Raw genomic sequence first — 23450 nt, 5'->3', positions numbered from 1 at the left:
ATAATAGATCATATTGATCAGTTATGGGGAAGGTTTTCATAAATTTCACCTACAGTGATGTCTATGAGCTTGAAAACGGGTGAGGGGGCGCAGGCCCCGCCGATCGACGGTGCGGCATTGGCCGGCCTCGCACGGCGCAGCGCCATGGACGCCGTGCGGCTGCGCATCGCCACGGCCATTTACCTGGGCCTGCTCAAGCCCGGGGAGCGGCTTCCGGACAAGGATGACGTGGCGCTTGGACTGTCGGTCAGCCCCATTACGGCCCGCAGGGCACTGACCAGCCTGGCCGAGGAAGGCGTGGTGGTTCGCCGGCGCGGCCGTAATGGGGGAACGTTTGTGGCGGATGCCCCGCCGCGGGAGGCGCTTGCCGCACTGCTAGCCCGGCCGGACGAATTTAGCCGCGTGCACCGCCTCGTGGACCGCCGGTTGCTGGGCGAATGCGCCGTCACACACTTCGCAGCGCAGAACATTTCCACGCACCAGCTGGAGCAGCTGGACACACTGACGGTGCGGATGGCCTCGGCGTCCAGCTGGTCCAGCTACCACCAGCTGGACGAGGAATTCCACCGCATGGTGGCCGGCGCCTCCGGAATGGGCAGCGCCGTGGACGCCTATTGCGAAGGACTCATGGAACTGTACGAATACTTCATCCCGTACCCCATTGAGTCCCTGCACGTCTCCAACCAGGACCATATTGCACTGGTTGCCGCCCTGAGGAACGGGCGGACGGAGGCAGCCGTGGAGATCTCCCGGCGCCATGTGGACACGCTCCACCGGACCATGTTCATGGGTCTGACGGACGGGGCCGGGGAACAGTAGCGCACGTTTCACCTCGGGACCCTTGTGGCGCCGGGCAGGGGCGACGATGGAAGCATGAGAGAGCGTGACTTGGCTACACGCCGCACGGAGTTGGAAGATGCTTCAGGGGACCTCCGGGAATTGTGCGAGGACGTGGCAGTGCCCATGGCGGCCAAACAATATATCGTTTTTTTGCCGGCAACGGTGTGCAGTCGGCGGCGGACAAGGCGCCCAGGCGGCAGGCTTTCTTCGCCGGAATTGACCGCTTCCAGCTGGCATTTGAGGCGTTGCGCGGCGACCTTGAAGCTGCCGGTTACGTGCCGCGCGAGGTGGCCAGCATTGAAAAGGAAAGCGCCAGGTTCGCCGCCTTACGCCGGGAAATCAGCGCCGCCGCTGGCGACGCTGGATAGACCCTCCGCTCCGCTTTTGGGCGCCCGCCCCTCCAAGCGTCCAACTTGGTGACTAATCCCCGGGGGTGCGCCATGGCATAGATATTGTTGGAGCAAGGGTGTTCAAAATCGGCGCATCTACCCAAAACGTCATACTGGGAGGCTCACTTGGACGCGGGTCTGGACACCGTTGCCACAGCATTCCAAGTCGCTTCGGACGATTTTATTAAAGGCCAATCCGGAAGGGGTCCCGTACCAGCCCAGGATCGGCATCACCCCCGGAATCCCTTGGTCGTGGGTTAAATTCCCGCCTGGGGCACAACATGTTGCTCTGACCTGCGGTCATACTGTTTCGGCCGGGTGCGTCGAGGTGCCACATCACGTTCTACTCACATTTTTGATCGAAAAGTTTCTCACGGTTACGGCATACTAAGGGCCAATTCAGCCGCCAGTTGTCGTCACGTTTTTCAACTATGGGCAGAAAAACCGCGGGAATCCGCGGTTTTTCCGAGTCTGTCCTTTTTGGCCGGTGGCTTCTAATTATTGACCCTCCGATCGCCGCGCTTGCCACTCCACGACACCATCTTGATTACGACCGCCTCCACGGGATGACTGCGTAGGCCCGATCGGTTTTGAGGGCAAACGAGACCCCGTTCCGTGGGGACGTTCCATGCCGGGGCCCCGCGACGAGGACGCATAAACGGGAATTATCTTCCCGGAGTTGGTGCTTCCAGTGTCCGTCCGGGGATGAATACTCCGGCGTGGCGTTCGTGATGCACTGGGCCTGGGGCAGAGTTTCGCAGGAGCTCAGCCATCACGGCAGTCGCTCGTACAGCGACTTCCTCAACGGGAAGTTTCACTGTTGCCAAACCGATCTGTTCCAGACCCATGGCGATGCCGTCACAGCCGGTGATCGAAACGTCTTTGGGGATAGACAATCCAGCCGCCTGTGCAAGGGACATGAATGCCAAGGCTCGGGTGTCCGTGGGAAACATCGCAGCAGTTATTTGCTTGTCACGGACCAACCGGATGATGTCATCGCATCGGTCTGTCCACGTTCCAAAGATGTCGGTGTCCATTTGATGCACGTCGATCCCTCTTCCCCGCAGGTGGGAGGCCATGGCCACGCCTCGGCGGTTCTCACCTGTTGAAACCGCCCACGCCGGGACGACGACGGCGACAGATCGGTGGCCGGCCATCACCACCTTGTCTGCGAGGATGGACCCGTTGACGTCTTCGTCGTACGACACTCCGGTAATACGGGGATGATCTTCCAGACGCCCTACGGAAACCACCGGGACCGAATCGAGGAATGGCTCCAGGTCATGGTCTTTGATGACGCCGGTGGAGACTAAGAGTCCGCCAACTCTTAATCCCAGGAGTCGATGCAGGCTGTCAAGCTCATCTGTGACGCCTTCGGAAGATGAAGGAACCACTGTGATGAGTTCCAGTCCTGACTTGCTGACTTCGTTTTGAATCACACTGTGCAACAGGCCGTAGGCCGGAACCCTGGGATCGCGCAGCAGCAGGCCTACGAGGTCTGAGCCCTTGGCTGCCAGGCCGCTGGCAATCAGGTTGGGGACGTAGCCGAGCTCTCGCATGGCCTGATTGACCTTTTCCTGAGTCTTGCTCGACACGGGAGCATAGCCCTTGATGACCCGAGACACAGTGGCCCGGGACACCTGGGCGAGCTCGGCGACGTCATCCATCCTTACCCCGAGCGGGGTTCCACCGTTGCGCCGTGGCGGCGTAGCCGAATCTGTCACGGTGCCTACTTTACCGATTGCCACGCCCGGCCTGCCGCAACTCCTTGCAATACGGTGTTGCGGTACGGCACGAGCAATCCCGGCCAATCGGTCTGGATGACATCAGCACCCAAGCGGGCGAGCCTGCCCCACCCCAGGTCCGGGTCTTCCAGCACCGACGTCTCGTCGTCCCAGCCACAAAACAAGGGCACTCGATTGTTCAAGTTGATCGCGTTCATCAACGCGAACAATCCCTGCGAATGCAGCCACTGAACATACTCCGGAGAGACGAACTCATGGTCGGGTCCGTCGGGCAGCAACTCCATGCCCACCGTGTTGATATCGGCGTATTCGAGTGTTTTCAACACCTCGGCGTGGGAGTGCACCATTGGCGCAAAACCGTATTTGACCGGATGCGCGGCCAGCACGTCCAACCACTCCCCGGCGACCGGTGATTTGAGCACGGCCCGCCCCACCACGTCGTAGTAGTCCATGTACGGCAGCAGCCGGTCCCATGACGTCCACGATCTGTCCACGTTGTAGAGTGCCTGCGGATTGCGCCGGAACACCTCATCGAGGGTTGCCACCCTGTAGGGTTCGGCCTCCGCCGCCGAGCACCATCGATATTCCAGGGCGCGGATCGCGGTACTGTCGAGGGTTCTGATGTTCTCGGCAATCCCGAAGTGCATCGGTTCGTAGCCGTCGTGGAACAGGAAGAATTCCCCGTCCGTGGACTCCACAATGTCAATCTCCACCATTTCGGCACCCTGGCGAAGGGCGGCTTCAACGGCCCGTTGGGTGTTTTCTGCGATGGTGCCCTGCCCGGTTCCCCGGTGCACAGCAACCAGTGGCCGGGCCTGTTGGAATGCCTCATTGAGTGGGGCGTTCTGTGGTGCAAAGCGAGACTGTCCAAACATATTTACTTCTCCTGGTTATGGGCCGTGCCGACCGTTACGAGCTCGCGCGTTGTTTTGACGCCCGCCTCAAGTGAGGGCGGTGTAATGGGGTTGTTGCTTGTGGATGGCGTTCGACGGCGGCGCGGGGCACCCAGTTTGACTCCCCTTCCGTACACCAACCACATGGTGATTCCCATGATGACCATCAAGATCACGGTGTATACAAAGGTCAGTGCCGTGGCATCAGTCAGAGTGTCCTCACCGGTGGCGTTTTTGATGACAATACCAAGGGGCTGGTACAGCGGGTGGGCAAGGAAGACTGCCGTGTCATAGTCGTCGAGCAGGCCGTTAAAGTTCAGTGCCGCAATGGCTGCCGCTGCTGGTGCAACGATGGGCAGCAGAACGCGCCTGAAAATGGTGAAGGAACTTGCCCCCAAAATGGCAGCTGCTTCCTCCAATTGGTCTGGAACAGCTGAGAAGGCTGCTTTCAGCATGCGGAGGGTGAAGGGGATCTTGCCAATCACATAGGCAATGGCCAACAGCACCAGGGTCCCGGTGAGTACCTGATCTCCCACCAACCACTGGGCATGGTCGAAGGTGACGATCAGCCCGAGTGCAATCATGGTGGAGGGCAGTATCCAAGGTATGTGAAGCACATACTCAATGGCTGCTGTCGCCGGGTTCTTGAATTTCTGGACCAGCCGCGCAACGAAGAGCAGCCCTAAAACGACTATAATAGTTGCCACTGCGCTGTAGCCGATGCTCACAAGGAACGGCCACATGGCAGAGTAGTCGGTAAACACGCGCAGGTAATTATCCAGTGTAAAGCTGTCGAAACTGAGGCTGGCGCTGTTGATCGCTGCCGCGTTTGTAAAGGAAAAGAGCAGGATCAAAACCGGTGGCAGCGCATAGACCGCGAACAACGCATACGCCACCACGTGGACCACAACGTTAGCCACCGGGTTTTCAATCTTTTGTTTCTTCATGCTGGCCGGAACCTTGGACACGCTAAAGTACGTGCCACCTTTTTCCAAACGGTTCAGAACGGCCAGCAAGATGATGGTGGACAGGCCCAGAACAATGGCCAAAGTGGCCGCCAGATCGCGTGAGCTGGGCATGTTGGCAAAGGTCAGGATCATCGGGGTGACAGTTTGAAAATCCTCCCCGCCCAAAATCTGTGGAGCCACCAGCGCGCCCAAACCACCAAGGAACGTCAACACGGTAATGGCGTAAACCATCGGCATCAAGGTAGGCAGCACAATGCTCCGCAGCACTTTCCAGCTGGAAGCGCCCATCATCTGGGCTGCTTCGATGGTTTGAAAATCAACCTTCGCCAAGGCGCTGCCTAGGAACAACAGGTGGTTTCCTGTGCCTGCCAGCGTCGAGACAAACACCACGGCAAACACACCGCTGAACCAGCCGGCATCCATTCCAGGAAAGAAGTTTTGCACTTGTTTCGTCACAAAACCACTGTCACCGTAAATGAATTTGTAGCCCGCAACCAAGACCACGCCACCGTAAATCAGCGTCGTGGCATAGCCCAGCCACAGCAGCCGCGCACCCTTGATATCGAAGTACCGAGTTGCCAGGACAATGAAAATTCCGACGAGGTTGACCGTCACCGAGAGGACTACCGCCAGAATAAAACTGTTACGAATCGAGTCCATGGCGCGTTCAGAAGAAAGCAACCGTTCAATGGCGCTGAAGGAAAACTTTCCCTCCGGCATAAAAACAGTCGCCAACAGATTCACATTGGGAAGAATCAGGAACGTGATGGAAAACCACAGCACGACAGCCACCACGGTAATGAACAGTGGCGACCTCAATAGTTGGCGCAGGGACCCGTTCACGATGTCTCCGAATATTGCAGGACATCGGAGGGATCTACCAGCAGGCTGACCGAGTCCCCCGGCTGGAAGCCCCGGCTGCCGTCTTCTTGCAGGATGCCGCGGAGCATGCCCTGCCCGGTAGAGACCTGGTAACTGCTGTAGATGCCGTGATAATGGCGCGAACTAACCGTTCCAGCCAGAGTGCGAACGCTGCTGTTGCCAGATTCACCCGCGTCAGCGAACTTCACTTTCTCAATCCGCACATAGGCGGGCTGGGAGGGATCAAGGTGAGTGCCGCCGTCGTACTTCAGGGACTGTACCGCCTCGGTTGAGAGTTTGTTGGCGTCTCCTACGAAGTTGCACACGAACTCCGTGGTGGGGCTGGTGTATATTTCCTGCGGTGTGCCCACCTGCTCAATGCAGCCTTGGTCCATGACGGCGATGCGGTCGCTCATGGTCAGGGCCTCCTCTTGGTCATGCGTGACATAGATGGTGGTGATGCCGAACTGCTGCTGCAAATCCTTCAGCTGTGCGCGCAGTTGCAGGCGGAGTTTGGCGTCTAGATTGGACAGCGGCTCGTCCAGCAGCAGGATCTTGGGTTTCAGGATCAGGGCGCGGGCAATGGCCACTCGTTGCTGCTGGCCGCCGGAAAGGTCTGTGATGTTCTTGGCCAGCTGTGCCTCGCTCAGATTGACCTCGCGGGCAATGTTCCGGACTCGTTGCTCGGTCTCCGCCTTGGAAACTTTTGAAACTTTCAGGCCGAACGCGATGTTCTCCCACACCGAGAGCGTGGGGAACAGTGCATAGCTTTGGAAGACCATCCCGATTTCGCGGCGGTGGCTGGGCAGGTGGGTGACCCGCTTCCCTGCAATGGTGACGTCCCCGCTGTTGGGTTGAATAAAGCCAGCCAGGGTGCGCAGTGCGGTGGACTTCCCGCAACCGGAGGGGCCCAAGAGGGTGAAGAACTCCCCCTCCTCCACTGTTAGGTCGTAATTGTGCAGTGCCGTGAAATCGCCGAATCGGACCTCAACATTGCTAAAGGTGATCATGATCAGTTAGCCCTTCAAGTATTCGAGCTCGATCTTTTCAACCCATTTGTCGATGTTGTCGGCAACCAGGGTCCAGTCGATGTCCTGCTTAGTGAACGCCTCGGTCTGCGTAATGGCTTCAGGATCGGCAAGTGCCGCAGCCTTGGTGTTCGTGGGTGCCGTGAAGAATTCCTTGGACCACTTGCCCTGGGTTTCGGCCGAGCCGAACCAGTCGATGAACTTCTTGGCTGTCTCGGCCTTCTTGGTGCCGCTGACCAGGGCGACGTGCTGCACCGCGAAGGGGACGCCCACTGTGGGCATCGCAGCCTCGGTGACAATGTCGTACTGCTTTTCGCGGGCGGACTTGCCAGCGAGCCACATCTGTCCGGCCTCAACCTCTCCCTTCACCATGCGGGCGTAGAGGTCCTCACCCTTGATGGCGCGACTGCCGCCGGCGAAGTATGCCTTGACCTGATCCCAGCCTTCGGAGCTGACCCCCAGCTCCCCTGCCGGATCGGCATACCGGCTAAGTATTCCGGAGAGCACCATCTGGGTGGTGGCACCGCCCAGGCTGTTCGGCACCTCGTAACGGCCCTTGAACTGCTCCTTGGTCCACAGATCGGTCCAATCCTGGGGAGCTTCCGCCGCCGAGGCGTAGGCATCCTTCTTATAAACCAGCATGATGGGCTCTTGGACTATGGGCCAAAATTCCCCGCCGGCGGCGTCGCCCAGTGAGGCATCCACGTCGCCAGCCCACGCCGGTGTGTAGGGTTCCAGAACCTGCTGGGCCTTGAGCTTCTCAAAGTAGACGTTGTTCAGGCCGAAGGTCACGTCCGCGATGGGGTTGTTCTTTTCTGCCGAGAGTCGATTCATGACATCGCCACCGCCCAGATCAACAAACGTCAACGCGAAGCCTGCTGCCTGGGCCTCCTTCTTCAGCCAGTCTCCGCGGCCTTCCGAGACTGAGTTGCTGTAAATCACTAGCGATTCAGAGGCCGACCCCGTTGACTGGCCAGGCGCACACGCCGTAGCGGCAGCAGTGCTTGCGGCCAAAAGGCCAGCGATCAATACAGTCCGACGTTTCATAATGTCTCCATGTGTGGTTTGGGAAAGTTGCGCGAGTGCCCAGCGGGCCAGCATCGCGAGGCGGTATAAATCACCTCAAAATTGAACGCGCTCTCATTGTGGCATTCAGAACTAAAAATCACACGGACGCGGGTCAAATTCCAAGTAACACACTGATGAACAGTCGGCATCGACCACGCAATCATCCACCAACCTGGGAGAACTACATGCAATCAGAAGTGCACTACCTCATCCATCTCTCCGTGGCTTTCCTACTATCAATGCCCATAGGAGCAGAACGGGAAATACATCAGAAATCGGCGGGCCTGCGCACCCACATGTTGGTCGGAGTGGGCTCTGCGTTGCTTATGATCATCTCCAAGTACGGATTCGACGACATTAGCGGCAAACCCAGGTACTCACTCGACGGCTCAAGGATTGCAGCCCCAGTAGCCTCCGGCAACGGGTTCCTCGGCGTCGGACTTATTTTTGCGAGAAGAGACCTTGTGCGAGGCCTGACAACAGCTGCCAGCGACTGACTTGTCGCACGCAAAGTCGTCCACTCAGGCACTGCAAATTCAGTATCTGGACGGACAAGGTATTCCCCGGGAAATCATCAGAGTAGCCGCCGAACATGGACTACTGGTCAGCAATTTAGTCATGAAACAAGAAAGTGAGAATCGACTTGCAGAACGACTGGACATCGTTCTGCGCGTCAGTGGCTCCCCACGCGCCGTGGAAGCTGCCATTCTCACAATTCACCAAATTGACAGTGTTTCGAGAATTCACTTCGACGAAGTTGATGACTAGATACCTGGACCTGAGTACCCGCAGGGGAGAGTTCGATTTGTGCGCCTCAAGAAATTTGGGTCAACTCTTGGCAGTCATCTATCCAGATGCCAAAATGAAAGCGCGTTCAAAGAACTAGCAACTGTTTTATCTGACTTCATTCTTGTTGAAGCGCTACGCTCACCTACCACTCACCATGGAGGAACCATGAGGCTTAGAACGATGTCAATTGCCGGGCTAATAGCAGTGAGTACGCTCGCAGGCACAGCCTGCGCAACCACCGGCCAGGCAACCGATCCATTCATATCCGAAAAGAGTGCGACCACTGCATTGCTCGGCGAACGACCCCAACACGAAGTCCAGATAGCCGGCAAGTTGCCAGTCAACGCATCGCTTGCTTCGACCGCCAGCCTCCTTGCCAATAACCGGCCGTCAGCCTCCCCTTCGAAAACCCCACCCCAGAACTCCCTCGTACTGCCCTACGGCAACGAGCCTGACCTCATGATCGTCGCTCACCGCGGCCAGTGGCGCACCTACCCGGAAAATTCAGTTCAAGGCATCGTGCAGGCCGCCGAGGATGGTGCCGACATTGTCGAGATCACCGTGTGCCCAACTGTTCCGTGGAAGGCGCCTTGAACAGACACCTCTCTGGCCCAGGTCTTCGCTGGCTGCGAGTATGTACACATGATGATTGTGGAAGAAATATTGCTCGCAGCAGAGCCAGCGATTAAGGCAATTCTGACGCCGAATGAGCTTGAGCGCACCCATGTGGATGTGCTGACGGTGAAGGGCGAACCGCTCACGTCATCAGCGGTTATCAGTGAGGACTTGCTTCTCCGAGTCGTTGTGCATGACGAGGAAATGTGGGTCGGGCTTTATCCGCCCGAAGGCGCCAACAGTTTCACGGCCCGTTTGCGTAGCGAAATGCAGGATTTCGTTGCGGAGAGTGGGTTCGGTGGGGGAGAGCTGCGTGGATAGCGCCCCGGTCGAGGTTCCCCATACGGGACATCGAAGCCATTATGCTCCACTTTGATCCGTCGGTCTTTTCGGCGGACTTGCACAGCTAATTAAAGCCATTCCCGATGGACACCGACCACACTTCGCTTACGATTGCAGGCGACCCATTGAGAATCTACACAGAAATTTATATAGTTTATGTATGACTACCATGACCATCACAGAAGCATCACGTGCCGGACTGTCATCACTGGTCGCCTCGGCTGAAGCCGGAAACGACGTCCCCCTTTCCCGACACGGCCGAGTCGTCGCCGAAGTTGTATCCGCTGAGGAAATCTCCAGCCTAAGGCGTGACCGTGACACTCTGCGCGATGCAGCACTCGTTATGGCTCGTTTCGCCACCGACAGTGGCGTCCGCACCGGCCTGGACCAGGCCATGGAACATTTCGGTTTCACCCGCGCTGAGCTGGAGGCCGAGATAGCCGCCGACATCGTCGCAGGGCGAGCGTGACGGCACATCCCCGGCGAGCCTGCGTGGTTCGACTCACAGAAGATGCCGTTGCCGACCTTCACCGACTCGGCAAGAAAGACCCCCAGATCGTCCGTACTGTCTTCAAGAAAATGCTGCTCCTGGAGCGCTCGACCAACGCCGGCGACCCCCTCTTGGGTGCCCTCATTGGCTTCCGAAAACTCGTTGTCGGTGACCGCGACTGGCGCATTGTCTGGAGAGTCACCGCAGACACAGATGGCACACCGATCCGTGACATCTCTGAACTATGGGCCGTAGGCGTCCGATCCGACAGCGAGATATACGAGGAACTAAAAGCGCGTGTCGCTCGGATAGGTGATGACCCTAAACTTCAACCATTGAAGGATGTCATTGCCCAAATGGGCCGTCTCTACGGATCTGTTGAAGCTGCCGCAGAACCCTCCAGAGAGTCCTCTGTGCCGGACTGGCTTCAGGCCGCCCTCCGCGACCAGCTCAACCTCGCCCCAGAAGAGACCTCCAAAATAACCGAGCACCAGAGACAAGAACTGCTGATGGAGCACTGGTCCAACCGCCAGACAGACTAGGACACGGAAAACCCGGGCACCGGACTTGGCGATCTAGAAAAGCTCCCAGTTCAACACGCACTCGGCATTCTAAGCCAAAAAGTTACTTTGATGTTCTAGCTCGCGATCGGGCACCACGCACGTGGCCAACTCTGCCGAGAGTTTGAACCCGCACCCAGACAGTGCCGAAGGCACACGAAGAAGCACTCCCCCTTTTCAAACAGAAACTACCGATGTCTACGGAATGTCAACGCCTTTGAAGTGACCCAAAAGCCGCGAAAAATCACTGTTTTTGAGAGTCAACGACACACCTCAATACTCAGGTGGTGCGATTCTCTTGGTCGTGGGTTCAAGTCCGGACCGGCGCTCAACATGTTGCTCTGACCTGGGTTATACCGTTTCGGCCGGGTGCGTCGAGGTGCCACATCACGTTCTACTCATGTTTTTGATCGAAAAGTTTCTCACGTTTAAAGTGTTGCCACCTTGATAAAAACCTGTACCGACCCGTGCGGACCTAATGACCCGTGGATATTTCGAAAATATGCGCATAGATACGCAGATGCGGATATAGCATGGGACTATGACACATATTCGCGTATCTGAAGCGGCCCGTTTTCTGGGCGTCAGCGGCGACACCGTTCGCCGTTGGCTGGACCACGGAACGCTGCATGGCAGCAAGGACCAGCATGGCCGAATGGTGGTTGATGGCGTTGAGTTGGCTGCGCTGGCCAAAAAGCAGTCCGCGCTGCCCCAGGATCCCACGCGCGTTGGCAGCTCGGCGCGGAACCGTTTTGTGGGGCTGGTGACCACCATTGTCATGGACAAGGTCATGGCGCAGGTTGAATTGCAGTGCGGTCCGTTCCGCGTGGTGTCCCTCATGAGCAGTGAAGCCGTCAGGGACTTGAAACTTGAACCGGGATCGGTAGCCACCGCGGTTGTTAAATCCACCAACGTCATCATTGAAGTGCCCGGCGACGGGGGCCACTGATGACATTGTTCAACACATCAACACGCCCGAGACGGCTGCGGCTTGGTGCCGTTGCTGCCGGTGCGGCAGTGCTCGCATTGGGCTTGTCCGGTTGCGGGCCTGCCGCAACCTCTCCGAGTGCCGGCCCCGACTCAAATGCAACAGAAAATGCCACAGCCGAGCTCTCCGGCACGTTGAATGTCTACGCGGCAGCGTCCCTGAAGCAGACATTTACCGAACTTGCCCACGAATTTGAGGCGAAGAATCCCCACGTCAAGGTGTCGCTGAGTTTTGACGGTTCATCCACCCTTGTTACCCAAATCACCCAGGGCGCCCCGGCCGATGTGTTTGCCTCAGCAGACAGCGCGAACATGAAGAAGCTCAGCAATGCCGGTCTGGCCAAGGACTCCCCCGTCGACTTTGCCAGCAACGTCCTCACACTTGTGGTGCCCCCGGGCAATCCCGCCAACATCACCACTTTTGCCGATGCCGCCAAGCCCGGCGTGAAGCTGGTGGTGTGCGCACCCCAGGTTCCCTGCGGTGCGGCAGCTCAGGCGGACGCCGCCGGGGCAGGTCTCACACTCTCCCCTGTCAGTGAGGAACTGTCGGTGACAAGCGTCTTGGGCAAAGTCACCTCTGGTGAGGCTGACGCCGGTCTCGTTTACGTCACCGATGCAATCACGGAAGGGGACAAAGTCCGCAGCATTCCACTGACCTTGGCCAATACCACGATCAACCGGTACCCGATAGCTGCCGTCAGCACGACGAAGGTGCCGGAATTGGCGCAAGGCTTCATCGCCCTTGTCACCGATTCTGAAGGGCAAAAGGTGCTGAAGAATGCCGGTTTTGGTGCTCCCTAAATCCAACCGCCAAGCTGCCCGTGTGCAGGGGCGCACTTGGCAGTACACCGGAGTGCCAAAATGGATTTACCTCGTGGCAGCGGTGGGTGCCTTGTTCATCCTGCTTCCACTGACTGGGATGGTGGCACAGGTCAACTGGGGACAGTTTGGGGCGCTTGTCACCTCGGAGTCGTCTTTGGCCGCCTTGGTATTGAGCCTGAAAACAGCTGCGGCCAGCACCGCGTTGTGTATTGTTTTTGGAGTTCCGTTGGCGCTGCTGCTGGCCCGGGCGCAGTTCCTTGGACAGCGTATTTTGCGGGCGCTGATCCTGCTCCCACTCATAGTGCCTCCGGTGGTGGGCGGCTTGGCGCTGTTGTACACCTTTGGCCGCCAGGGCTTGATTGGCAAGTCGCTGACCCTGGTGGGCATCGACATTGCCTTTTCCACCACAGCTGTCATCATGGCTCAAACCTTTGTGGCACTGCCGTTCCTGGTTCTCAGCCTGGAAGGCACGCTGCGCACGGCCGGACAAAAGTACGAGGCCGTCGCCGCCACGCTCGGTGCACGCCCCGGCACGGTGCTGCGCCGGATCACGCTTCCACTGGTGCTGCCCGGGCTCATTTCGGGGGCAGTTTTGTCTTTCGCCCGGTGTCTGGGCGAATTTGGCGCCACGCTGACATTTGCCGGCAGCTTGCAAGGTGTCACCCGGACCATGCCCTTGGAAATCTACTTGCAGCGTGAGACCGACCCCGAAGCCGCCGTCGCCCTGTCATTTCTGCTCATCGCCGTCGCCGTGCTGGTGGTGGCCCTGACGTACCGGGTGCCGAAGTCTCCGCTGCGCGCTCTGGTGTCACCGGAGGCCACACCATGACGTTGGAGTTCAAGGCCACCATTGCAGCCCGCAACGTGGAGCTGGAGTTGACGCTGGACGCCGGTGAAACACTCGCCATCATGGGCCCCAACGGTGCCGGGAAGTCCTCCGTGGTGCAAATGTTGGCGGGCTTGTTGAAGCCAGACTCCGGCCGCGCGGCTCTGCAGGGCCGGGCCCTCTTCAGCCTCTCCCCCGGCACTCTCTGGCTGCCACCGCATGAGCGCGGGCTGGGCGTTCTAGCCCAGGACCCCCTGCTCTTTCCACATCTGAATGTGCTGGAGAACGTGGCCTTTGGGCCGCGCAGCCAGGGCCGGGGGAAGGCAGACAGCCGCGCCTCCGCCGCCCACTGGCTGCGGGAAGTGGATGCCTCGGAGCTGGCCGTCCGGCTCCCATCCCAGCTTTCCGGCGGGCAGGCCCAGCGCGTGGCACTCGCCAGAGCCTTGTCCACCGAGCCGGAATTATTGCTGCTCGATGAACCCATGGCAGCCCTGGACGTGAACAGTGCACCGTTTCTGCGCAGCCTCCTCAAGCGTGTGCTGGCGGGGCGCAGCGCCATCATCGTCACCCACAGTGTCCTGGATGCCCTGCTGCTGGCGGACCGCATCATCGTCATCGACGGAGGACGCATCGTTGAATCCGGCCCCACTGCAACTGTGCTGGCCCACCCGCGCAGCGCCTTTGCCGCGTCCTTGGCGGGGCTGAACGTGCTCCAGGGCGTCTTGGAGGCAGACTCCCTGCGCATGCGCGACGGCGGACGGGTCACCGGCCGCCGCATCCCCGCCTTCGCCGAAGCACCTCAAGCGGTAGGTGCGCTGGAAGGCCTGGCTGCGTTCGCGCCGTCGGCCGTGTCAGTGTTCCTGGCCCCACCTCAAGGCAGTCCGCGCAACTGTTTCAAGGTGAGCGTTGGAGAGTTGGAACCACAAGGTGAACAGATCCGGGTCCGTGCCGGCGCCCTGTCCGCAGACATTTCCCCGGCAGCGGTGGCGGAACTGGGCCTGGAACCCGGCGCCGAAGTGTATTTTGTGGTCAAGGCTGCCGAAGTGGTGCTTTACCCGGCGTGAGTACCCACGCGAGGCTATTCTTGATTCATGGATAAAAGGGCTGTCCAGCGGGCCGTCTTGCCCAGCGGAGTCCAGCTTGCCTACGTGTCAGCGGGACCCCACTGCGCAACAACCATCGTCTTTCTGCATGCGTGGGCAGAATCGCGAGGTTCCTTTGACCGGCTCCTGCCGCTCATGCCCACCACCATGCGTTGCGTGGCCTTGGATCTGCCTGGCCACGGACAATCCGACGAGCCGGTAACCGGATATTCGTTGGCTGCACTGGCGCAGGACGTGGTGGAGTTCATGGATGCCGCGGGCATCGACTCCGCTGTGTTGGCGGGCTCCTCCAGCGGCGGCTACCTCGCCCAACAGGTGGCGATCATGCACCCGCAGCGTGTGTCGGGCCTGGCGCTCATTGGCGCCCCGCGCTCACTGCACGGCCGTCCCCCGTTCGCCGACGATGTGGACCGGCTGGTGGATCCCATTGACCCCGCGTGGGTGCGGAAATCGTTCTCCTGGTTTCCGCGCCACCAGCCAGTTCCGCGGTGGTACCTCGAGGATCGGATCCGCGACGGTGCGGGCATACCTGCCGCGGTGTGGCGCGAGACGCTCAAGGGGCTGTGCGACGCTACGCCGCCCACCGCCAGCACCACCATTGCCTGTCCCACACTCATCATGTGGGGCGATCATGATGAAGTGTTGGACCGCAGCGATATGGAGGCCCTCACCCAGGCCATTGCCGGCTCACGACTGCTCGTTTATGAAAATACCGGGCACCTGGTGCTCTGGGAGCAGCCCCGGCGCGTGGCCGGCGATCTTGCCACTTTTGCGCAGGCGCTGGCAGGCAGCCCCGGGCAGCATTAGCGGCAGGAATGGCTGCGGACAACGAAAAACCCCCGGCCATCTGGCCGAGGGTTTTCCTCATCTGGTTGCGGGGACAGGATTTGAACCTGTGACCTCCGGGTTATGAGCCCGGCGAGCTACCGAACTGCTCCACCCCGCGTTGCGTCCTCAACAGTACAGTTGATTCCACCAAACACCAAATCCGAGGCCCCGTCGGACCGAATCTGACCGAGTCGGGCCGAAACGAGCCGTCCCGAGCCGCGTTGGAGCCGCAACACCCGATTCGCGGTCCACCGGACCGTGGCTTGCACGCAGATAAGCACCTTGGCTGCTTATGCGTACCTGGTTCCCGCCGCACAAGCGGGGAAGGTGCGCATGTGCGGGGAACCCACGGACATACGAACATGCGGTTGGCTATCGGTGCTTGAACTTGGCCGGACGCTTCTCCGTGAAGGCCGCCATGCCCTCTTTCTGGTCCTCGGTGGCGAAACAGGCGTAGATGGAGCGCCGTTCCATCCTGACGCCCTCGGCCAGGGTTGTTTCAAAGGCGGCATTGACGGCTTCCTTCGCGATCATGGCCACCGGCTTTGACATGGAGGCTATGGTTGCGGCCGTGTCCATTGCGTCTTCCAGCAACGAGTCCGCGGGCACCACTCGGGCCACAAGCCCCGCCTGTTCGGCTTCCACGGCCCCCATGACGCGGCCCGTCAGCACCATTTCCATGGCCTTGGCCTTGCCGATGGCCCTGGTGAGCCGCTGCGATCCGCCCATGCCGGGGATGACACCGAGCTTGATCTCCGGCTGGCCGAACTTGGCGTTGTCCGCGGCAATGATGAAGTCGGCGAGCATGGCCAGTTCGCAACCACCTCCCAAGGCATGTCCGGCCACTGCGGCAATCATGGGCGTGCGGACACGCGCCAGCTCGTCCCAGACCGAGAACCACTGGGAGGTGTACATCTCCACGGCGGACTTTTGCGCCATCTCCTTGATGTCCGCCCCGGCGGCAAAGGCGCGCGAGGACCCCGTGATGACGATGGCCCCCACCCCCTCATCCAAGTCGAAGGCCCGTGCGGCGGCCAGAATTTCTTGCCCCATCGCGTCACTGAGGGCATTCAGCGCCTCGGGGCGGTTAAGCGTGATGAGGCCAACTCGGCCGCGTTGTTCGGTCAGAATCAAGGAATACTGCGTCATGGTGGGGTACGTTCCGTTCACGGTTTCGGAAGAGGCGGGGCAAGACGGCCGTCTAATCGGTGTCAGCAAGGTCAGTGTTGGCAAGGTCTGTGTCTGCGGAGTCTGCGGGGTCTGTGTTGGCGCGGTCGGCGCCGGCGTTCTCGGAGGAGTCGCGGATGGCGTTGATGATGCCGGAGAAGTCCGTGCCGGCCCCGCCATGCAGGGCAAATTCGCGGAAGATCTCTTCGGCGGCCCGGCCCAGCACGGCATCCACTCTGGTGGAGTTCAGCGCCTCGACGGCCAGCCCCAGGTCCTTGGCCATCAACGCACCGGCGAAGCCTGGTTGATAGTCTCGGTTGGCCGGGCTGCCCGGGACAGGTCCGGGGACGGGGCAGTTGGTGGTCAGCGACCAACACTGCCCGGAGGCGTTCGCGGCCACGTCGAAGAGTGCCTCGTGGGTTAGCCCCAGCTTCTCCGCCAGCACGAATGCTTCGCTGACGGCAATCATGGAGGCGCCAAGGATCATGTTGTTGCAGACCTTGGCGGCCTGGCCCATGCCCGGCCCACCGCACAGCACAATGCGCTTGCCCATGATCCCAAAGAGGGGAAGGGCAGCGGCAAAGTCCTCCTCGGCGCCGCCCACCATGAACGTCAGCGTTCCAGCCTCGGCGCCCACCACGCCGCCGGAGACCGGTGCATCCAGGCCGCGGTGTCCGCTGGAGACCACCAGCGAGTGGGCGGCTCTGGCATCTTCGACGGAAATCGTGGAGCATTCCAAAAACATTGCCCCCGGCTTGGCCGCAACCAGCACCCCTCCCCCGGGACCCTCGCCTTCAAAGGCGGCAAAAACGTGCTTCCCGGCAGGGAGCATCGTGATGATGACATCGGCTCCGTCCGCTGCGGCTGACGCCGAATCCGCCACCACAACACCTGAGGCCTCAGCCGTGGCGAGCGCTTCCGGCACCACGTCAAAGCCTGTTACGCCATAGCCGGCAGCCACCAGGTTCGCTGCCATGGGCCCGCCCATGTGGCCTAAGCCGATGAAGGCGATCCTCTGCCCCGTCCCGCCCGGCATGTCGCCGCCTGTCGCTTCGCTGCCTCCTGCCGCACTTCCCTTTGCTGCACTGCTTTCTGCTGCACTGCCCATGGTCGTTTCCTTTCACATCATTTCTGTGGCGCGGACAAAGCCAGTTCGCGCTCGCCCAAACCCGCGAAGGCCGCAGCCACCACTTCCGCGGAAACCTCCGCCAGCGTGGCCGGCGACCATGCCGGATTCCTGTCCTTGTCCACCAGCTGCGCCCTGATGCCCTCGAGGAAATCGGGCCAACGCAGCGAACGCAGCGAAACCCGCAAGTCCTGGTTCAAGCCCTCCTCCAGCGACGGGAGGGTGCGCGCCCGGCGCAGCGCCGCCAGTGTCACGGACACCGCCGTGGGAGACCTGCCGGCGATGGTCTTGGCCGCTGCCTCTGCTCCCGGATCGCCGACGCGCACCAGCCGCTCAAGGATGGTCTCGGCGCAATCCGGGGCATAAGCCTCGTCAATCCACCACCGCTGCTGCATCAGCCCGGACTCCGGCGCCACCTGCCCCCAACGGGCGACGGCGGCCCCCGCCGTGCGCTCGGACAGCTCAGCCACAAGCCCTGGAACTGCCTCCGAGGCGATGTAGTGGTCGGCCAGGCCCATGGCGATGGCGTCGGCGCCGCTGACCATGGTCCCGGTCAGGGCCGCATGGGTGCCCAGTTGGCCGGGTGCGCGGGAGAGCAGGTGGGTCCCGCCGACGTCGGGCACGAAGCCAATTCCGGTTTCCGGCATGCCCACCCTTGAGCGTTCGGTGACGACCCGGTGCGAGGCGTGGGCCGAGATTCCCACACCACCGCCCAGAACCACCCCGTCCATGAGCGCCACAATGGGCTTGGGATAGCGCTTGATGCGGGCGTTGAGGTGGTACTCGGCACGCCAGAACGCTTCGCTGGCGTGCCCTCCCCCGGACAGGGCGTCATGGTAGATCGAGACGACGTCGCCGCCGGCACACAAGCCCCGCTCGCCGGCGCCTGAGATGAGAACGCTCTCAACGGCGTCGTCCGCCTCCCACTCGTCCAGTGCGTCGGCGACGATGGTGATCATGGTTGCGTTGAGCGCGTTCATGGCTTGGGGCCGGTTCAGGACAAGATGGCCCAGGCGGCCGGTGCGTTGGACAAGGACGTCTTTGTTCTCCATGAACCCATCAAACACTGCTTAGCGCTCCACCGCCAGACGACCCACGATCAGTTGCATGATTTCATTGCTGCCTTCAAGAATTTGGTGCACGCGCAAGTCCCGTACAAGCTTTTCCAGCCCGTATTCGCTGAGGTAGCCGTAGCCGCCGTGCAGCTGCAGGGCCTGGTTGGCCACGTGGAAGCCTGCGTCCGTGGCGACCCACTTGGCCATGGCGCACAGCTTCACGGTGTCGGGCGCGCCGGCATCCAGTGCCCGGGCGGCCCGGCGCAGCATGGTGCGGGCCAGCTCGAGCTCCGTGTCCATGTGGGCAATTTCAAAGAGCAGATGCTGTTTTTCAATGAGCGGGCCGCCAAACGCCTGCCGCTCCTTGAGGTACGCGATGGATTTTTCCAGCGCCGCCCGGCCGCCGCCCAGTGAACAGGCGCCGATGTTGACCCTGCCCCCGTTGAGACCCTTCATGGCAATGCCGAATCCGTCGCCCTCGGAGCCGAGCCGGTTGGATTGCGGAATACGGACATTCTCAAACACCACCTGGCGGGTGGGTTGGGCCCGCCATCCCATCTTTTTTTCATTGGCACCAAAAGACAGCCCGGGAGCATCGTGGGGCACCACGACGGCGGTGATTCCGCGGCTGCCGGAATCGGCGGTGCGAACCATCACCAGATACCAGGCCGATGCTCCGGCGCCGGAGATGAACTGTTTGGTGCCGTTGATGAGGTAGTCCTCGCCGTCGGGCACGGCCCGGGTGGTGATGGCGGCGGCGTCGGAACCCACCCCGGGTTCGGAGAGGCAGTAGCTGCTCAGCTCCGTCATCGCCGTCAAGCCCGGCAGCAAGCGGGCGCGCAGGTCCTGGTTGCCGAAGGCGTCGATCATCCAGGCCACCATGTTGTGGATGGAGATGTAGGCCGCAATGCTGGGGTCCACGGCGGCCAGCTCTTCAAAGATCAAGGCGGCGTCCGTGCGGCTCAGTGCCGAACCCCCATGGTCCTCGGAGACGTAGATGCCGCCCATGCCGAGCTCCCCGGCCTTGGCCAGCACATCCACGGGAAAGTGCTTGTCCTCGTCCCATGCTGCGGTGTGTGGGGCCAGTTCGGCGGCGGCGAAGTCACGCACCATTTCCACCACGGCCTCTTGGTCCGGTGTCAATTCCTCCACGGTGTCTCCTTGTTTCGGGTTTCCGATCCGCCCGGTTTACCGATGTCCGGTGCCCGGTGCGGGTTTGGCTTACTTCGTGACCTTGCCCATCAGCGACGCGATGGGGCGCAGGAAGAGCGGGGTGGCCAGGAACCACGCCGCGGCCATGACCACCAAGGACAGCGCAAAGATGCCAAAGCCCCACCAGTTCACGACGTCGCTTGAGGCGTACATGTGGTTGAGGTTGCGCAGTGCGCCGGTGGCCAGCACCAGGGTCACGTGGACCACAATGAAACCCACAAAGTAGATCATGACGGGGAAGTGCAGCGCCCGGGCGGCCTGGATCGGGTAGATCCTGTTCAGTGTGCGGGCATTCTTCGGCCAAGCCCCGGACATGCGCAGGCCCGTGGCAATGGCCAGCGGTGCAGCAATGAAGACCGTGATGAAGTACGTGAGCAATTGCAGTCCGTTGTAGTTGACCCAGCCGTTTTCGGTGGGCCAGTCAAGGGAGAGGTACTGCAGCCCGGCGGAGATGGCGTTGGGGACGATGTCCCAGCTGGTGGGCACTATGCGCATCCACTGGCCGGTGAAGAAAAGCACCACAATGAAAACAATGCCGTTGAGCACCCAGAGGGCGTCCAGCGTCTGGTGGAACCACAGGTCCAGGCTGATCTTGGTCGGGGCGTTTTTGGTCTTGATCAGACCCTTGTTGTTGCGCACCCAGTGGGCTGCCGGTCGCTTGGTGGTGCGCACCTGCCAGCCTGAACGGATGATCAAGATGATGAAGAACATGTTCAGGAAGTGTTGCCAACCCAGCCAAGCCGGAAAGCCCACGGGTGCTGATTCAGGCAGCACCGACTGGCCCGGATACGTCTTAAGGAAGGATTGCACCGGATCCAGGATGACAAACCACCGGGCGGCAAGAACCACCGCCAGCAGGACAATCACCAGCACAATTGCCGCCACGGCAGTACGTGCCCACGGGCCCAGGGCCTTCCAGCGTGCACCGACGCCGGCGGCCTGTTTGTTCAAGGGGGTCGACATGGTCCAAAAAACCTCTTTCGAAGAACGTCCCGGAACCGCCGTGGTCCGGGCGGTTTAATGCTCGTGGTGTGCAACTGCCGCCATTTGCAACAGTTTCTATTTCTAGCAGGTCGCCTCGTTGATCCGGCCATTCGGTGTAACAGAGGCCGGTCGATGCAGCGGATGCAGTTCCCGGCTCCTTGTCCATGCTGCCTATCCTACGGCCGCCGTGCTGCGGGGAACCGCAATATCCACGGCAGTTCCCCGGGCGGCCAGGTACACCAGGTGGCTGGCTGTTTCGGCCAAGGCCAGCCGCAACGTAAAGCCGCGCAGCGAGTCAAAGCCGCGCGACCACGTCAGCTGCCGGGACACGTCCCACACGGTTTCCGCGGTGCCTGATTCCAGCACGGCCAGAACTTCCGCCGAACGTGCCAAGGTGTGCTGCCGCAGCTCGACGACACGTTCGGGCAGGCCTCGGAAACGGTACTCGTGGGCAGGCAGCACTTCCATGTCCGCCGCGACGTCCATGGCCGCAAGGGATGTCAGGTAATCCCCCAACGGATCCGCCTGGTTGCGGGTCTCAAGGCTGACGTGCGGGGTGATCCGGGGCAGCACATGGTCGCCCGTGAGGATCAGCCCGTTGGCTTCGTCCAGCAGGCAAATGTGTCCCGGGGTGTGCCCCGGGGTGGCCAGCACGCGGACTTCAAGTCCCGCAATGGGGAGCAGTTCGCCGTCGGCCAAGCGGCGCTCCGGCTCCTGGACGCTTGCCATTTGCGCCCACGTGCCGTTGTGGAACGTCACCTCGTCCAGGAAGTCGGCAGGCACACCCCACGCCTCGAATTGCGTTCTGTCCGCCGCCACAAAAGCGTCGGGCTCGCTGCCCCAACTCACGGCTTGCGGCTCGTGCTCCCCGAGCGCCACCCAGGCCCCGGATGCTGCCCGCAGTCGTCCCGCCATGCCGAGGTGGTCGGGATGGAAGTGCGTGACGACAATACCCGTGATGGACGACGGCGTGAGGCCGGCGGCTGCCAACCCCGCCTTGAGCGCCTCCCATCCCTCATCCGAGTCCCAACCGGGATCAACCAGGGCGGTTTCCCCCTCGCCCACCAACAAGTACGCCAGCGTGTACCGCATGGGGTTGTTGATAAAGGGGATGGGAATGGAGAAGACACCGGGGCGCACTTCTTCCACCCCCGGCAGGCGTTTGCCCTGCCATGCCTCGAATTGTGCCGTGCCGGTAATGGTGATCATGGGGACCTATTCCTGTGCCGCGGTGTAGTTCTCGCGCAGTTCGCGCTTGAGGATCTTCCCAGCGCCGGACATGGGCAGCGCTTCGGGGAACTCAAAACTGCGCGGCACCTTGTACCCGGCGATGTGTTCGCGGCAAAAAGCCTGCAGTTCCTCCGCCGTGGCGACCTGTTCAGGTCCCAGCACAACTACGGCGTGCACGCGCTCGCCGTAGTTGTCGTCCGGGACGCCAATGATGGCTGAAGAGGCCACGGCGGGGTGCTTGCTCAGCGCATTTTCGACCTCTGCCGAATACACGTTTTCTCCGCCGGTGACGATCATGTCCTTGAGGCGGTCCACAACATAGACGAAACCTTGGTCATCCAAATAGCCCAGGTCCCCGGTGTGCAGCCAGCCTTCGCGCAAGGCTTGGGCAGTTTGCTCCGGGTTGTTCCAATAGCCCTGCATGATGTGGGCTCCCTTGGCACAGATCTCGCCGACCTCGCCAACGGCGACTTCTTGACCATCCAGATCAAGAATGGCTACTTGGCAGTGCGGCGCAGCCCGACCGCCGGAACGCATGGGCACGCCTTCGTGGTCATCCGGCAACAGCAAGGTGATGACAGGTGCCGCTTCCGTCTGGCCATAGGCCTGGGTCAGGCGGATGCCCGGAAAACGCTGCTTGGTGCGCTGCAGCACTCCTTCGGAAATGGAAGACCCGCCGTAGAGCATTCTCTCCATGGAGGAAAGGTCGTAGTTGCCGCTATCGGGGTGGTCCACCAGGATCTGGATCATGGTGGGCACCAGCAGTACATCGGTGGGTTTGTGCTCTTCCATCGGTTTAAACACGCTGGTTGGCTCAAAGTAGGGCACCATGACGTGGGTTCCACCAAGAATTGTCAGCCCACACCAAGCAGCAAGATCGGCAAGATGGAACATGGGTGCTGCATGCAATAGCACCGAACCCGCGCGCAATAACTCGCCCGAGGCCGTGGTGCCCAAGCCGGAGGTGACAAAGTTGGTGTGGCTGAGCATGACGCCCTTGGGGAATCCAGTGGTGCCTCCGGTGTAATAGACTCCGGCCAAATCATCACCGCTGCGGTAGGCATCCTGTACCGGTTCGCTACCGGCCACCAGTTCTTCGTAAGAGAGCATTCCTTCCGGGGTGGGTCCGTCGCCGCAGTGGATCAGCATTGTCAGCACGGGTGCCTTCTCCAGCAAGAGCGGAGCCATGGCCACAAAGGCGTCGTCGATCAGCAGAACCCGGGTGTCCGAGTCATTCATGGAGTAGGCAACTTCCGCTGGGCTCCACCTGATGTTGACGGGGTTCACCGCAGCCCCTGCCCAAGGCACAGCCAGCAGATACTCGGCATACCTGTCGCTGTTCATGGACAGGATCGCCACCCTGTCCCCAGCCTGCACACCCAGTCCCTGTAAAGCACCGGCCAAGCGGGCTATGCGATCAGCGTGCTGCGCATAAGTCCGGACACGGTCCTTGAAGATGGTGGCCACGCCCTGCGGATCCGACTGCAAAGAACGGTGCAAACCTTGGGTGAGATACATGAAA

At 60.9% G+C, this 23450-nt stretch carries 24 protein-coding genes and 1 tRNA gene; 12 read left to right on the top strand and 13 right to left on the bottom strand.

Annotated features, from left to right (window positions below; all coding sequences use genetic code 11):
* Positions 1-63 precede the first annotated feature (63 nt).
* Together QMG25_RS14035 and QMG25_RS14030 are read left to right on the top strand one after the other, a co-directional pair.
* The gene (locus tag QMG25_RS14035) at positions 64-819 is read left to right on the top strand and encodes a FadR/GntR family transcriptional regulator (protein WP_283461249.1); all 756 of its coding nucleotides are present in this window, start codon (positions 64-66) and stop codon (positions 817-819) included.
* Positions 820-941: 122 nt separating this feature from the next.
* Positions 942-1208 carry a hypothetical protein gene (locus QMG25_RS14030; protein ID WP_283461247.1) on the top strand — a complete coding sequence of 89 codons (267 nt, stop codon included), beginning with the start codon at positions 942-944 and terminating at the stop codon, positions 1206-1208.
* Positions 1209-1894: 686 nt separating this feature from the next.
* Here the strand turns inward: QMG25_RS14030 and QMG25_RS14025 are convergent.
* The 5 genes from QMG25_RS14025 to QMG25_RS14005 are packed head-to-tail and all read right to left on the bottom strand — an operon-like array spanning position 1895 to position 7666.
* On the bottom strand, positions 1895-2953 hold the full coding sequence (locus QMG25_RS14025; protein WP_283461246.1) for a LacI family DNA-binding transcriptional regulator: 1059 nt from the start codon (positions 2951-2953) through the stop codon (positions 1895-1897).
* A gap of 5 nt (positions 2954-2958) precedes the next feature.
* A complete protein-coding gene (locus tag QMG25_RS14020) occupies positions 2959-3849 on the bottom strand; it encodes a glycerophosphodiester phosphodiesterase family protein (protein ID WP_283461244.1) in 891 nt (296 codons plus the stop codon).
* Between the two features lie 2 nt (positions 3850-3851).
* The gene (locus QMG25_RS14015) at positions 3852-5678 is read right to left on the bottom strand and encodes an ABC transporter permease (RefSeq protein WP_283461242.1); all 1827 of its coding nucleotides are present in this window, start codon (positions 5676-5678) and stop codon (positions 3852-3854) included.
* Positions 5675-6706 (bottom strand): ABC transporter ATP-binding protein, encoded by a 1032-nt coding sequence (locus tag QMG25_RS14010; protein WP_283461240.1) that lies wholly within the window; start codon positions 6704-6706, stop codon positions 5675-5677. The genes QMG25_RS14015 and QMG25_RS14010 overlap by 4 nt, the downstream gene beginning before the upstream one ends.
* A 6-nt stretch (positions 6707-6712) precedes the next feature.
* Positions 6713-7666, bottom strand: a complete 954-nt coding sequence (locus tag QMG25_RS14005) for an extracellular solute-binding protein (protein ID WP_283461238.1) — start codon at positions 7664-7666, stop codon at positions 6713-6715.
* Positions 7667-7977: 311 nt separating this feature from the next.
* On the opposite strand from QMG25_RS14005, the gene QMG25_RS14000 reads away from it, so the two are divergent.
* The 10 genes from QMG25_RS14000 (at position 7978) to QMG25_RS13955 (ending at position 15133) form a co-directional block, all read left to right on the top strand.
* A complete protein-coding gene (locus QMG25_RS14000; RefSeq protein ID WP_283461236.1) occupies positions 7978-8289 on the top strand; it encodes an MgtC/SapB family protein in 312 nt (103 codons plus the stop codon).
* 751 nt (positions 8290-9040) lie between these two features.
* Positions 9041-9175 carry a glycerophosphodiester phosphodiesterase family protein gene (locus QMG25_RS13995; RefSeq protein ID WP_283461234.1) on the top strand — a complete coding sequence of 45 codons (135 nt, stop codon included), beginning with the start codon at positions 9041-9043 and terminating at the stop codon, positions 9173-9175.
* Between the two features lie 48 nt (positions 9176-9223).
* A complete protein-coding gene (locus QMG25_RS13990) occupies positions 9224-9517 on the top strand; it encodes a hypothetical protein (protein WP_283461232.1) in 294 nt (97 codons plus the stop codon).
* A 181-nt stretch (positions 9518-9698) separates the two neighbouring features.
* On the top strand, positions 9699-10007 hold the full coding sequence (locus QMG25_RS13985) for a type II toxin-antitoxin system Phd/YefM family antitoxin (protein ID WP_283461230.1): 309 nt from the start codon (positions 9699-9701) through the stop codon (positions 10005-10007).
* Positions 10008-10030: 23 nt separating this feature from the next.
* Entirely contained in the window at positions 10031-10570 is a 540-nt protein-coding gene (locus QMG25_RS13980; RefSeq protein WP_283461228.1) for a type II toxin-antitoxin system RelE/ParE family toxin, read from the top strand.
* Between the two features lie 559 nt (positions 10571-11129).
* Entirely contained in the window at positions 11130-11537 is a 408-nt protein-coding gene (locus tag QMG25_RS13975; protein WP_283461226.1) for a TOBE domain-containing protein, read from the top strand.
* Positions 11537-12376: a molybdate ABC transporter substrate-binding protein gene (gene modA, locus QMG25_RS13970; RefSeq protein WP_283461224.1), complete on the top strand. Its 840-nt coding sequence runs from the start codon at positions 11537-11539 to the stop codon at positions 12374-12376. The genes QMG25_RS13975 and modA overlap by 1 nt, the downstream gene beginning before the upstream one ends.
* The gene (locus tag QMG25_RS13965; protein ID WP_283461222.1) at positions 12354-13226 is read left to right on the top strand and encodes an ABC transporter permease; all 873 of its coding nucleotides are present in this window, start codon (positions 12354-12356) and stop codon (positions 13224-13226) included. Before modA ends, QMG25_RS13965 begins: the two co-directional genes overlap by 23 nt.
* Positions 13223-14287: a sulfate/molybdate ABC transporter ATP-binding protein gene (locus QMG25_RS13960; RefSeq protein WP_283461220.1), complete on the top strand. Its 1065-nt coding sequence runs from the start codon at positions 13223-13225 to the stop codon at positions 14285-14287. The genes QMG25_RS13965 and QMG25_RS13960 overlap by 4 nt, the downstream gene beginning before the upstream one ends.
* Before the next feature lie 27 nt (positions 14288-14314).
* A complete protein-coding gene (locus QMG25_RS13955; RefSeq protein ID WP_283461218.1) occupies positions 14315-15133 on the top strand; it encodes an alpha/beta fold hydrolase in 819 nt (272 codons plus the stop codon).
* A gap of 62 nt (positions 15134-15195) precedes the next feature.
* Here QMG25_RS13955 and QMG25_RS13950 read toward each other — a convergent pair.
* The 8 genes from QMG25_RS13950 to QMG25_RS13915 form a co-directional block, all read right to left on the bottom strand.
* A tRNA-Met gene (locus QMG25_RS13950) sits at positions 15196-15272 on the bottom strand.
* A gap of 254 nt (positions 15273-15526) precedes the next feature.
* Positions 15527-16303 (bottom strand): enoyl-CoA hydratase, encoded by a 777-nt coding sequence (locus tag QMG25_RS13945; protein ID WP_283461215.1) that lies wholly within the window; start codon positions 16301-16303, stop codon positions 15527-15529.
* Between the two features lie 52 nt (positions 16304-16355).
* Positions 16356-17357 carry a 3-hydroxyisobutyrate dehydrogenase gene (gene mmsB / locus QMG25_RS13940; RefSeq protein WP_283461275.1) on the bottom strand — a complete coding sequence of 334 codons (1002 nt, stop codon included), beginning with the start codon at positions 17355-17357 and terminating at the stop codon, positions 16356-16358.
* Between the two features lie 89 nt (positions 17358-17446).
* On the bottom strand, positions 17447-18499 hold the full coding sequence (locus QMG25_RS13935; protein WP_283461213.1) for an enoyl-CoA hydratase/isomerase family protein: 1053 nt from the start codon (positions 18497-18499) through the stop codon (positions 17447-17449).
* A gap of 18 nt (positions 18500-18517) precedes the next feature.
* Entirely contained in the window at positions 18518-19654 is a 1137-nt protein-coding gene (locus tag QMG25_RS13930; RefSeq protein WP_283461210.1) for an acyl-CoA dehydrogenase family protein, read from the bottom strand.
* A 69-nt stretch (positions 19655-19723) separates the two neighbouring features.
* The gene (locus tag QMG25_RS13925; RefSeq protein WP_283461208.1) at positions 19724-20677 is read right to left on the bottom strand and encodes a cytochrome b/b6 domain-containing protein; all 954 of its coding nucleotides are present in this window, start codon (positions 20675-20677) and stop codon (positions 19724-19726) included.
* A gap of 192 nt (positions 20678-20869) precedes the next feature.
* Positions 20870-21907, bottom strand: coding sequence for an MBL fold metallo-hydrolase (locus QMG25_RS13920; protein ID WP_283461206.1), 1038 nt, complete (start codon positions 21905-21907; stop codon positions 20870-20872).
* Positions 21908-21913: 6 nt separating this feature from the next.
* Positions 21914-23446 carry an acyl-CoA synthetase gene (locus QMG25_RS13915; RefSeq protein WP_283461204.1) on the bottom strand — a complete coding sequence of 511 codons (1533 nt, stop codon included), beginning with the start codon at positions 23444-23446 and terminating at the stop codon, positions 21914-21916.
* Positions 23447-23450 lie beyond the last annotated feature (4 nt).

The sequence above is a fragment of the Arthrobacter sp. H35-D1 genome (assembly GCF_030063185.1).
In the GTDB taxonomy this organism is placed as follows: Bacteria; Actinomycetota; Actinomycetes; order Actinomycetales; family Micrococcaceae; genus Specibacter.
This window is presented reverse-complemented; position numbering and strand designations above follow the sequence as displayed.

Bases quoted from the DNA above. Each gene is read 5' to 3' on its own strand.
- QMG25_RS14035 (WP_283461249.1), top strand. From the start codon at position 64: ATGAGCTTGAAAACGGGTGAGGGGGCGCAGGCCCCGCCGATCGACGGT.
- QMG25_RS14020 (WP_283461244.1), bottom strand. From the start codon at position 3,849: ATGTTTGGACAGTCTCGCTTTGCACCACAGAACGCCCCACTCAATGAG.
- QMG25_RS14010 (WP_283461240.1), bottom strand. From the start codon at position 6,706: ATGATCACCTTTAGCAATGTTGAGGTCCGATTCGGCGATTTCACGGCA.
- QMG25_RS14000 (WP_283461236.1), top strand. From the start codon at position 7,978: ATGCAATCAGAAGTGCACTACCTCATCCATCTCTCCGTGGCTTTCCTA.
- QMG25_RS13995 (WP_283461234.1), top strand. From the start codon at position 9,041: ATGATCGTCGCTCACCGCGGCCAGTGGCGCACCTACCCGGAAAATTCA.
- QMG25_RS13990 (WP_283461232.1), top strand. From the start codon at position 9,224: ATGATGATTGTGGAAGAAATATTGCTCGCAGCAGAGCCAGCGATTAAG.
- QMG25_RS13985 (WP_283461230.1), top strand. From the start codon at position 9,699: ATGACTACCATGACCATCACAGAAGCATCACGTGCCGGACTGTCATCA.
- QMG25_RS13975 (WP_283461226.1), top strand. From the start codon at position 11,130: ATGACACATATTCGCGTATCTGAAGCGGCCCGTTTTCTGGGCGTCAGC.
- modA (WP_283461224.1), top strand. From the start codon at position 11,537: ATGACATTGTTCAACACATCAACACGCCCGAGACGGCTGCGGCTTGGT.
- QMG25_RS13965 (WP_283461222.1), top strand. From the start codon at position 12,354: ATGCCGGTTTTGGTGCTCCCTAAATCCAACCGCCAAGCTGCCCGTGTG.
- QMG25_RS13960 (WP_283461220.1), top strand. From the start codon at position 13,223: ATGACGTTGGAGTTCAAGGCCACCATTGCAGCCCGCAACGTGGAGCTG.
- QMG25_RS13955 (WP_283461218.1), top strand. From the start codon at position 14,315: ATGGATAAAAGGGCTGTCCAGCGGGCCGTCTTGCCCAGCGGAGTCCAG.
- QMG25_RS13945 (WP_283461215.1), bottom strand. From the start codon at position 16,303: ATGACGCAGTATTCCTTGATTCTGACCGAACAACGCGGCCGAGTTGGC.
- mmsB (WP_283461275.1), bottom strand. From the start codon at position 17,357: ATGCCGGGCGGGACGGGGCAGAGGATCGCCTTCATCGGCTTAGGCCAC.
- QMG25_RS13935 (WP_283461213.1), bottom strand. From the start codon at position 18,499: ATGGAGAACAAAGACGTCCTTGTCCAACGCACCGGCCGCCTGGGCCAT.
- QMG25_RS13925 (WP_283461208.1), bottom strand. From the start codon at position 20,677: ATGTCGACCCCCTTGAACAAACAGGCCGCCGGCGTCGGTGCACGCTGG.
- QMG25_RS13920 (WP_283461206.1), bottom strand. From the start codon at position 21,907: ATGATCACCATTACCGGCACGGCACAATTCGAGGCATGGCAGGGCAAA.
- QMG25_RS13915 (WP_283461204.1), bottom strand. From the start codon at position 23,446: ATGTATCTCACCCAAGGTTTGCACCGTTCTTTGCAGTCGGATCCGCAG.